The 9222-nt window shown below is 69.2% G+C and carries 9 protein-coding genes and 4 pseudogenes; 4 read left to right on the forward strand and 9 right to left on the reverse strand.

Annotation, left to right across the window (positions count from 1 at the left end):
• The 3 genes from AB0N06_RS36825 to AB0N06_RS36835 all read right to left on the reverse strand — a co-directional run.
• Positions 1 to 487 (reverse strand): gamma-glutamyltransferase (locus AB0N06_RS36825; protein ID WP_366139043.1); only part of this gene is annotated, 487 nt, incomplete at its 3' end.
• Between the two features lie 239 nt (positions 488 to 726).
• On the reverse strand, positions 727 to 996 hold the full coding sequence (locus AB0N06_RS36830) for a hypothetical protein (protein ID WP_366139044.1): 270 nt from the start codon (positions 994 to 996) through the stop codon (positions 727 to 729).
• 128 nt (positions 997 to 1124) lie between these two features.
• Positions 1125 to 2567, reverse strand: coding sequence for an amidase (locus tag AB0N06_RS36835; RefSeq protein ID WP_366139045.1), 1443 nt, complete (start codon positions 2565 to 2567; stop codon positions 1125 to 1127).
• A gap of 88 nt (positions 2568 to 2655) precedes the next feature.
• Here AB0N06_RS36835 and AB0N06_RS36840 point away from each other — a divergent pair, with 88 nt between their 5' ends.
• Positions 2656 to 3282 carry a TetR family transcriptional regulator C-terminal domain-containing protein gene (locus AB0N06_RS36840; RefSeq protein ID WP_366139046.1) on the forward strand — a complete coding sequence of 209 codons (627 nt, stop codon included), beginning with the start codon at positions 2656 to 2658 and terminating at the stop codon, positions 3280 to 3282.
• Positions 3283 to 3570: 288 nt separating this feature from the next.
• Here the strand turns inward: AB0N06_RS36840 and AB0N06_RS36845 are convergent, their stop codons facing one another.
• A complete protein-coding gene (locus AB0N06_RS36845; RefSeq protein ID WP_366139047.1) occupies positions 3571 to 4779 on the reverse strand; it encodes a hypothetical protein in 1209 nt (402 codons plus the stop codon).
• A gap of 150 nt (positions 4780 to 4929) precedes the next feature.
• Here AB0N06_RS36845 and AB0N06_RS36850 point away from each other — a divergent pair, with 150 nt between their 5' ends.
• Complete coding sequence (locus tag AB0N06_RS36850) at positions 4930 to 5166, forward strand: hypothetical protein (protein ID WP_366139052.1); 237 nt, start codon at positions 4930 to 4932, stop codon at positions 5164 to 5166.
• Positions 5138 to 5245 (forward strand): annotated as a pseudogene (locus AB0N06_RS36855) (MarR family transcriptional regulator); the annotation flags it as partial. The gene AB0N06_RS36850 and the pseudogene AB0N06_RS36855, both read left to right, overlap by 29 nt.
• A gap of 21 nt (positions 5246 to 5266) precedes the next feature.
• On the opposite strand, the gene AB0N06_RS36860 reads toward AB0N06_RS36855, so the two are convergent.
• From AB0N06_RS36860 to AB0N06_RS36875, 4 genes and pseudogenes are all read right to left on the reverse strand, one after another.
• Positions 5267 to 5713, reverse strand: coding sequence for a cupin domain-containing protein (locus AB0N06_RS36860; protein WP_366139049.1), 447 nt, complete (start codon positions 5711 to 5713; stop codon positions 5267 to 5269).
• A 30-nt stretch (positions 5714 to 5743) separates the two neighbouring features.
• Positions 5744 to 6475: an NAD(P)H-binding protein gene (locus AB0N06_RS36865; RefSeq protein WP_366139050.1), complete on the reverse strand. Its 732-nt coding sequence runs from the start codon at positions 6473 to 6475 to the stop codon at positions 5744 to 5746.
• 373 nt (positions 6476 to 6848) lie between these two features.
• Positions 6849 to 7717, reverse strand: a pseudogene (locus AB0N06_RS36870) (transposase).
• A gap of 67 nt (positions 7718 to 7784) precedes the next feature.
• Entirely contained in the window at positions 7785 to 8132 is a 348-nt protein-coding gene (locus AB0N06_RS36875) for an antibiotic biosynthesis monooxygenase (protein WP_366139051.1), read from the reverse strand.
• Between the two features lie 224 nt (positions 8133 to 8356).
• On the opposite strand from AB0N06_RS36875, the pseudogene AB0N06_RS36880 reads away from it, so the two are divergent.
• Positions 8357 to 9021: pseudogene (locus AB0N06_RS36880) on the forward strand (transposase); the annotation flags it as partial.
• A gap of 94 nt (positions 9022 to 9115) precedes the next feature.
• Here AB0N06_RS36880 and AB0N06_RS36885 read toward each other — a convergent pair.
• Positions 9116 to 9222: pseudogene (locus AB0N06_RS36885) on the reverse strand (3-oxoacyl-ACP reductase); the annotation flags it as partial.

Consider the following 9222-nt stretch of genomic DNA (forward strand, 5'->3'; position numbering starts at 1 on the left):
CCGGGGTGCCCGGAACTCCCACGGACAGGCCGGAGTTGACCGCTTCCTGGAACGGGATGGCCTTGCCCGTGGACGGGTCGACGAAGGAGTCGGAGCGCATCCGGGCCGGGGCCGTCTCTCGGCCGTCGACGGTGTGCACCTTCTTCTTGGCGGCGTCGTAGTACACGAAATAGCCGCCGCCTCCGACGCCTGCCGAGTACGGCTCGACCACTCCGAGCGCGGCCGCGGTCGCCACCGCCGCATCGACTGCGTTGCCGCCGCGCCGCAGTACCTCGATGCCGGCCTGCGAGGCGTACGGGTTCACACTGGAGACTGCGCCCCCGCTGCCGGTGGCGACGGCCTGTTTGGGCGGCGGCTGGAGACGCGAGCCGGAGGGTGCTGCGGCACCGCCTGCCGGCGTTGAGCCGGCGGCTGCGGTGGGGAGGAGCAGAGGAAGAGCGAGGGCTGCCGCTGACACGGCAGACACCAGGGCACGGCGGGCGATCATCGAGCCTCCGAGGGCCTCGGGTGAGAGTGATTGCTGGCACTTTGGCAACAGCCGCCCCCGTGGGCAATGGATCTTGGAGATCTTTGCGGAACATCTGAGGTTCCTCGGCAGTAACCAGTGCGGCTCAACGACCCTGCGCCTGCCGGAATCCGCGTCTGCCCAGGTCATCCCAGTGACAGTTACGTCGGTGGGCGCGGCAGGATGACCGCTTGTGCCACTTCGTCCGGCCTGTCTGACCGTCACGAACGTCCTCGCGGCGCTGCGGGCTGCTGCCGATGAGCGACCGGGGCAAGGACGTGGAAATCCTCGCGCTGCGGCACCAGATCGTCGTCCTTGAGCGGCAACTGGGGGCGAGCGGGGCCGGGTTCGCACCGCAGGGACCACGCGTTCCCTGCCGCGTTCCTGGCGTCCCCGCCGTGGTCCTGTTCGACCCGGTCCGGGCGCAGATCCTCAACCTCCTTGCCGGCATCCGCGAGCGGAGTGGTGTCAGCTATGTCCTCATCTCCCATGACCTGGCCGTCGTCCACCAGATCAGCGACGACGCGATCGTGATGTCCGGCGGCCGGGTGGTGGAACGCGGTCCGACAGCACAGCTTCTGCGCGCGCCGGAAACGGATGCTCGGTGCGGTAGCACCGCCTACCGTGTGGCAGTCAGGACTTCAGAGCGTGGGTCGATCGGTGTGAGCACGCCGAGGCGGTCCTCGACCTCCTGGGCAGCGGCCAGACACAGGTCCTCCCGGAACGCGCGTCCGATGATCTGCACGCCGGACGGCAGCCCGTCGGTCACTCCGGTCGGTACGGCGACCCCGGGCACGCCCACGAAGCTGGTCACGGTGCACAGGCGCATGCCCGCGCCGACCCGTTCGTGTCCCGCTCTGTCGCGTGACTCCAGACCCGGCTCGACAGGCGGCTCGGTGAACACCGGTCCGAGCAGCAGCGGGTACTCGTCGAGGAACTCCGCCCAGGAACGGCGGATGCCCAGCCAGGCTCCCATCAGCTTCATGAACTCCGCGGCGGTCGCGGGCGGAGTCTTCTCCATCGCCATCTCGATGTAGCGGTCTCCGCCCTCGCCGAGCAGTGTTCGCACCACTGGCCAGGTCTCGGCGAACTCGGTCACGGTGATCCGGCCGTATGCCTCGAGTGCCTCGTCCAGCCGCGGAACGTCCGCCACCTCCCGCACGTCGTACCCGGCGTCGCGCAGCGCGTCGGCCGCGGCTGCAACAGCCTCGCGGACCGTGGGGTGGACGCCGTGGCCGCCGGGGTCGGCAACGACTGCGACCTGCATCCGCCCCGGCAGCGGCTCGCCGTGGACGGGCACCGGTACGGCCCGCGGGTCCCGCGGGTCGGTCCCGGCCAGCGCCTCGTATGCCAGTCGCAGGTCGGTGACCCTGCGGGCCAGGGGCCCGTCGGTGACCAGCATCTGTGAGGCCGGTCCAGGGTCGTCCGGGCCGAGGACGCGGTGGTCGGCGGGGAACCGCCCGGCGGTCGGCTTCAGCCCCGCCACGCCGCAGAACGAGGCCGGGATCCGTACAGATCCACCGGAGTCGTTGCCGAGTCCGAGCGCGGCCATGCCGGTGGCCACGGCCACCCCGTCGCCACCGCTGGTGCCCCCTGGGGTCCGGCTCGGGTCCCAGGGGTTGACGGTGTCGCCGAACAACTCGCTGCGAGAGTGCATCCCCGCCAGGATCAGGGTGGGCATGTTGCTGTGCCCGATCGGTATGGCTCCGGCCGCACGCAGCCGAGCCACCGGCAGCGCGTCTGCAGGCGCCACCAGGTCACGGAAGCGCGCCGTTCCGAATGTGGTCGGCACGCCTTCGATTGCGGTGGACTCCTTCACCGTGAACGGCACGCCGGCCAGAGGCCCGAGCTCTTCGCCCGAAGTCCGCCGCCGGTCCGTCTGCGCGGCGGCCTCACGGGCTCGCTCGGCCAACAGTTGCGTGACCGCGTTGACCTGCGGGTTGACCTCAGCGATGCGTTCCAGGTGGCTGTCGACCAGTTCGACCGCGGATATCTCTCCGCCTCGGACCGCCGCCGCCTGGGCGGCGGCTGGCAGCTTCCACAGAGCGTCTTGCGTGATCATTGTGCTCCCCATCCACATGTCGACGTGCTTGTATCGGAACCATACCCCGGAAGCGATACGATCGTATTGGAATAAGGAGGGGCCGAGCATGCCCAAGCAGGTGAACTACGAAGGCCGACGCCGCCAGATCGCCGAGGCCGTCTGCCTCCTCGCCGACGAACACGGGCCGGAGGGAGTGACCATGCGCGACGTCGCCGCCCGCGCGCAGGTCTCCGTGGGTGCCGTTCAGCGCTGCTTCCGCAACAAGGAGGAGATGCTCCTGTTCGCCGTCGACCACGTTGGCGAACGCATCACCGAACGCGCGCGGGCCCGACTGGCCCGAAGCCCGGCCCAGTCGGCCGGCACCACCCTGGGGCACGTGGCCACCGAGATCGCCCTGCTCGGCAAAGAACACCGCGCCGAAGCACGGGTCTGGCTCGCATTCGTCGCCAAGGCCGCCGTCAGCGAGCCGCTCGCCGGCCCGCTGAGAACCAGCTACGCGGCCCTCCAGGACCTTCTCGCCCGCCTCATCACGGAGGCCACCGAGAGCGTCCCGGGCGACGAAGGGGCTGCGCCACCCGACCCGCAGCGCGAGGCTCGCACCCTGCTCGCCCTCGCCGACGGCCTCACCAGCCACGTACTCATAGGCCACCTGACCGCAGAGGAGGCCGAGGACGTCCTGCACGCGCATCTGGTCGAACGCCTCCACACCACCCGCCCCCGAAAGGCCGTCTGACACTCATGGTGCTGATCGCGTGGCCCGTGCCGCTTCGGCTGCGGCGGCCTCCCAGGGGGTCGTGGCCGGCGGGGCGGCAGAGCCGCTCGGCCAAGCCAGTAGTCCGCGTCACGAGGGTCGGCCAACCAGCTGATCAGATGCTCAGCACCTGCTTCGCATGCCTGGGGAAGTGAGGTCTCCTCACCGACAACAAGCCTTGTGGGCATCGACGGCGATTGCCGCGGTCACGGCGCCGGCGCCGGTGCGGCAGGCTTGCGGGTCGCGCGGCCGCTGGTGAACTGTCCCTCGTCAGGATGCCGCACGACGGGCCCTCACCGGGGGCATGGTGTGCAGCAGCTCCAGTCGGCGATGGACGGCTTCGATCGCCCCGGAGCGCCGGCCAGGTACGTGGCGGCGTAATGAGACCAGGGGCGGGCCGAGTTCGCGGGCCCGCTGTGGGTCGCGAAGTTCCTGCCATTGGTGGTGCGCGCGGTCTACGGCGCCTTCTACGGCAGGGTCGTCCGGGGGCTGTTGCCGGGCAAGGCGGGCATTGGCGGCAGCCATCCACAACTCGCAGCTGCGCGCCGGATCATCGGCGAGACGAGCGAGGTCGGCCCGGACCTCCAGCCAGTGGATGGCCTGCAGGGAGCCCGCGCCGTAGGTACGCAGGGCCCATCCCTCCCATATGGCTGTGAGTGATGCAGCCTCATCGTGCCGCCCCGCGTGGGCGGTGGCAAAGATCGCGGGCAGCGGATCCTCTTCGGCCACCTCGGTGTTCCCCGAAATCGCAGGAGGCGCCGTCGGAACAGGTGCAGGCTCCTGGTGTGGCCGGTTCGGTACGGGGACAGTCGACGCCGCAGGGGCGGGGACGGCTGTGTGGTCGACGGCCAGGAACAGCGCGTCGTCGGGGCCGGTCTGGGCGGCGGCCTGTTCGTGGAGCTGGGCGAGTGGCGGGTTGTTGCCGCTGCGCCAGGTGGTGGCGAGGGCCTTCAGGTAGGCCGGTTCTGTGATTCGGCGGCGGGGCGGCGGCGGGGTGATCCGGCCGTATACGCGGATCCCATGGCCGAGAGCGAGGCCTTCGGTACGGAGCAGCTGCCAGGCGTCTGGGGCGGCGACCACGTCGATGACGACGGTGGTGGTGCCCGGTCGGCGCAGTTTGAGCTCGCTGGCCAGCCAGTGCCAGGGCAATGCGGTGTAGCGCAGGGTGGTCGGCGTGGTCCGGGCGAGTGCGAGGTGGATCAGGTGCTGCTTGTGGTCGAGGTGGAGTTGTCCGGTGATGTAGAGGGAGAGTGGGCCGGGTGTGGCGGCCGCGGCGCGGATGCGGGTGAGGACGGTCTGCGGGTCGGCCGGGTCGGTGAGTTCAATGACGGTGGCTGCCGTCGTGCCGGTCAGGATGCTGGGCGGGACGGCCGCGAGCGTGGGCAGGACGCTGGTTGCGTCAATGAGAGAGCCCTTGCCGGCCGGGGCTGCCGCGATCAACAGCGCGGTCCCGGATACCGTGTCCCTGTTGATCGTCACAACTGCACCGTAGCGGCTGCCCGGCTTGTGAAGGTAACCAGCGGCCAACTCCTGTCCGATGACCAGGGCGTAGACCTACCCGGCAGGCGTGGCTTTGGTGTGATAGTCGGTGTCGGCCAGGCCTTCGTGGCGCGGTGGTGGGCGGCGGCAATGCTCGCCGCGCTCCTGCGCGAGCTCATCGAGGACACCGACCCGCCCGGCGGCTTCATCCCGGCTTTGGCGCAGTTGGTCACCACCGCCGCGAAGCGAGTCGAGCAGATCGAGCCCGACCGTGACGGCGACGCCTCCTGCCCCCTGCACGAAGCCGCCGACCTGATCACCGACCACGCCGGGCAGCGCCTGATCTGGGCTGCCCACGCTGGTCGAGCGCAGCCCCGACCCGGGTGACCGCCGCGTCAAGCGCATCGCGGCCACCCTCGCCGGCCGCACTGTCGCCGCCGACCTGCGCGCCTGCATGCCTTTCGCCGACAGATCCATCATGCACGGCTCAGGTGCCTGGACGAGGAGCACGCAGGTGTTGACGCTGGGCCAGCTCTTCGTCGCCGACCAGGGTGAGCATGGGCTGACCCTGCGCACACATCATGGTGACGAGAAAGCGGCTCCAGGAGTCCGACCGGTTGTTCCCGTCCTGGTAGTGGATGACATCGCCGCCCGGCTCCCAGAACGTCTCCCCGGCCTTGATCACCCGTTCGGGCTCGCCTTCCAGCTCGAAGAGCATCTCGCCCTCCAGCATGTAGCCGAAAGCGGGTCCTGAGTGCCGGTGCGGAGGGGTTCCGGGGTCGCCGGGAGGGAACTCGATGAGGACGGTCATCGCCTCTGCCCCCTCCGGAACGGACGGCGGTTTCACCGACTGCAGCACAGTGAGCGCCGTCTTCCATGCTTCCGAACGCGGTTGGCTCTCAGTGCTGTCTGCTGCCGGCTCGTCGTTCGACATGGTGAGGCCTCCAGTGGTGGGCCGGCTGGTTCAGGAGAGCCAGTCGCTGTAGTGGGTGGGGGCGATACGGGCGTCACCCTTGGCGATCAAAGCATCGCCCTGAACGGCGGCGAACATGCCGGCGGTGTCGTCGGTGACGACCGTGCGGCCGTCGGGATGGGCATTGAGGGTGATCCGGCCGAGTTCGTCGAGCGGGAGGACGTCGGGCCCGGCGATGTCGAGGGTGCCGTTCAAAGGGGCGCCGGCAGCGACTTCGGCGACGGCGTCGGCGACGTCCTGGGCGGCGATCAGCTGGAGCGGGGTGGTGGGCAGGCGGACGGTATCGCCCTCGGTGGTCCAGGACAGGACCGCGTCCATGAACTCCATGAACTGGGTGGCGTGGACGATCGAGTAGGGGATCGACCCGGCCTTGAGGATGTCTTCCTGCAGGACCTTGGCCCGGTAGTAGTCGAGGCCGGGCACCTGGTCCGCGCCGACGATCGAGAGGATGACGACGTGGCCCACCCCGCCCTTCTGGGCGGCGGCCAGAAGGTTGTCCATCGAGGTCTGGAAGAACGCCGGTGAGGCGTCGTCGAAGGTCGGAGAATTCGTCAGGTTGACGAGGACGTCGGCGCCGGCCACCGCCTCCGCCAGGCCCTGCCCTGTGATCACGTCGACACCTGTGGACTGCGAGTGCGGCACAGCCTCGTGCCCGGCCGCGTTCAGCTTTTTCACGACCCGCGACCCGATCAGGCCGGTACCACCGATGACTGCGAACTTCATGGGTCACCTTTCGTCGCGCACCGATAGGTCATTGCGTCCAGATTGCGACGGTGCGGTGCACGGCGCACGCGGACCGTGCGCTCCCGAGCATCCCGGTGCAGCAGGCCAGTGCTTCTTTCCTTGCGGTCAACAGGGCCATCAGCAAGTCCTATCGTTGCAGGGCAGGAGCACTTTCCGCGTTTCTGATCAACCCCCGGACAGGCCACCTCGTGAAAGCGCGAGGCCAGGAGAGTGAGTCAGTAACGAGCAAGCGGCTCTGCCAGCCATCATCGGCGGAGCGGTCGTGGCGGCCCGTCGGCACGTGTAAAGCTCTGGTGGGGTCCTGCGGTTCGGCTGTCCGGCCGGTAGGGCCGTGGCCGGGGAGGCCCGGCCGTCAGGCGGCCAAGGCAGCGAGCCCTGCCGTCCCCGCGTGTCGGAAGATCTTGCGGAGGTTGTGGCAGGCGGCGAGCAAACGCCACTCGGCGCGGGCACCGTCCTCGCCGCACAGGAGGAGTTGGCGGCCGTTCCGGCAGGTCATGATCTGGCCGAAGACAGGTTCGACGATGGCGTTGCGGCGGCTGTAGGCGGCCTTGCCCGGCTTGGTCCGCAGCTTGCGGGCCATGCGCTCCTTCAACGTCGCGTCCTTGGGGATGCGTCCGCGGGGTGCGGGTAGGACCTGCTTGTCGTGAGCAGGTCGGCCGGTGGCCATGAAGGTGTCGGTGCCGCAGGACAGTTGGCGGTCTTTCGCAGCTTCGAGGTTCGTCTCGGAGCCGTAGCCGGCGTCGACCAGGGCCTGCTCGGGGTGGGTACCGGTGTTGGCCGCGGACTGGTGGAGCATCGGGGTGCAGTTCAACGCGTCGGAGGCGTTGGTCGTCACGTCGGCGGCGGAGATGACCTGATGCTGCTCGTCCACGACGGCCTGGGCGTTGTAGGCCTGGATGTAGGCGCCGTTGCTGTTCTTCATGATCCGCGAGTCGGGGTCGGTGAAGTTGGCCTGGGCCTTTGGCTTCGGACGGGCCTTCGCGGCGGCCTGCTCGCCCGCGTCGGTGACCGCGTTTTTCAGCAGTCGGCCAGGATCGGCGAGAGGCCGAGCGCCTGGTCGACCAGGTCGGCGACGAACCGGGCCAGATGGTCCTCGGGCAGCCAGTTGTCCGGCGACGGGGGCAGCAGCATCACCTGGTGCGGGTCGGATGCCCGGAGCCGCTTGTCCGCCGCCGCACGCGCCTGCGGCCGCTTCGCCTCGGCCTGCTCGACCTCGAACAGCCCATCGACGCCACACATACCGGAATCATCCCGCATGAATGATCACGAGGAAGGGCGGCGGTGGCACCTACAAATCTGCCGGGCGGGTAAACCCGTAGGCGCGCTCGACCTTGGCCACGTGGAGCGAGAACGAGGCATACCAGTGCTCGCGTCCGTGCGCACGGGCCAGCGTGTGCTCTACGTGATCCCGCCAAGCGGCAATCGACTCCTCGTCCCTCCAGTACGACACCGTGATCCCCAGGCCATCCGCACCGCGAGCGGAATCGACACCGAGGAATCCTGGCTGGTCGGCAGCCAGTTTCATCAACCGCTCGTCTGTCTCCCCATAGCCGTTGTCGCCAGCGGTCCGCACGGCGGTGAACACCACGGCGTAGTAGGGCGGGGCGGGCAGCGACACGGGCGCAGGATCGGTCACGGAGGTCCTCCAACAGACGACACCGGCAGTATCGCCTCAAATGATCTCGCGCACCCACCTGAACTCACAACCCTGCTATCCGGTTACTGACCCACACTCCTAGCTGGACCGAGTGAGTTGGCGGCCGTGCGTGCATGAAGGAAGGTCCTCTTGGTAGCTCGCGGTTGTCGAAGTCGGCGAAGAGCACGAGGCCCTGTTGTCGCAGTCTCATGTGGTGACGTCCGCTGGCCGTGGACGTGTCGAACTGGCTGCGGCCCGACGCCCCGACCAGCGCGGACCGGCCTTCTGCCACGTCTACGGACGTCGCGGCGACCGGGGCACGGACCAGCTCGCCCCGGCTGGCCCTACTCCTTCGTCGCCGCCCTGGAAACCGGCCGCACCTCCTGGACCGCACTGCTGGACGCGGTCCGCCTGGGTCCGGCCGACGACGCGACCACCATCACCGCCACTCAACTCCGCGACGTCGTCGGGCGGTTGAAAAGCGCCGGCCACTGGAAGCCGGGTGATCCGGACATCCTGATCGTCATGGACTCCGGCTACGACATCGCCTACCTGACCCACGCGCTGACCGACCTGCCCGTCGTGCTGGTCGGATGCCCGCGCTCGGACCGCGTCATGCTCCGCTACCAAGGCCCGGCGCGCTCCGGCCCCAAGGGCGGCCGCCCCCGCAGACACGGCGGCGTCCTCGCCTTCAAGAAACCCGAGACCTGACGCGAGCCCGACGTCACGACAGCCACGGACACCCCCACTACGGCACGAGACCGCGACGGCCTGGGACCGGATGCACCCCCGGCTCACCCACCGCGGCCCCTGGCTGAACCACGCCAAGGAAGAACTCCCCGTCCTGCACGGTATGTTGATCCACCTGCAGGTCGAGCACGTGCCGGGAGGCGGCCTTCCAGCCGTCGAGGACGCCGCGCAGGATCGACTCGTCGTCCGTGTTGGTGTGGTGCATGGCGTTCTCCTGGGAGTCGGGCAGGGGTTCAGTGGCCGGCGCTCATGCCGCCGTCGACGTGGAGGATCTCGCCGGTGACGAACGGCGCGTTTTCCAGGTAGAGGACGGCGTCGACGATGTCGGTGATCTCGCCCA

The sequence above is a fragment of the Streptomyces sp. NPDC051020 genome (assembly GCF_040683105.1).
Classification (GTDB): Bacteria; Actinomycetota; Actinomycetes; order Streptomycetales; family Streptomycetaceae; genus Streptomyces.

Coding starts and splice junctions, on each gene's coding strand:
- AB0N06_RS36830 (WP_366139044.1), bottom strand. CDS start 996: ATGGGAGATGAGGACATAGCTGACACCACTCCGCTCGCGGATGCCGGC.
- AB0N06_RS36835 (WP_366139045.1), bottom strand. CDS start 2,567: ATGATCACGCAAGACGCTCTGTGGAAGCTGCCAGCCGCCGCCCAGGCG.
- AB0N06_RS36840 (WP_366139046.1), top strand. CDS start 2,656: ATGCCCAAGCAGGTGAACTACGAAGGCCGACGCCGCCAGATCGCCGAG.
- AB0N06_RS36850 (WP_366139052.1), top strand. CDS start 4,930: ATGCTCGCCGCGCTCCTGCGCGAGCTCATCGAGGACACCGACCCGCCC.
- AB0N06_RS36860 (WP_366139049.1), bottom strand. CDS start 5,713: ATGTCGAACGACGAGCCGGCAGCAGACAGCACTGAGAGCCAACCGCGT.
- AB0N06_RS36865 (WP_366139050.1), bottom strand. CDS start 6,475: ATGAAGTTCGCAGTCATCGGTGGTACCGGCCTGATCGGGTCGCGGGTC.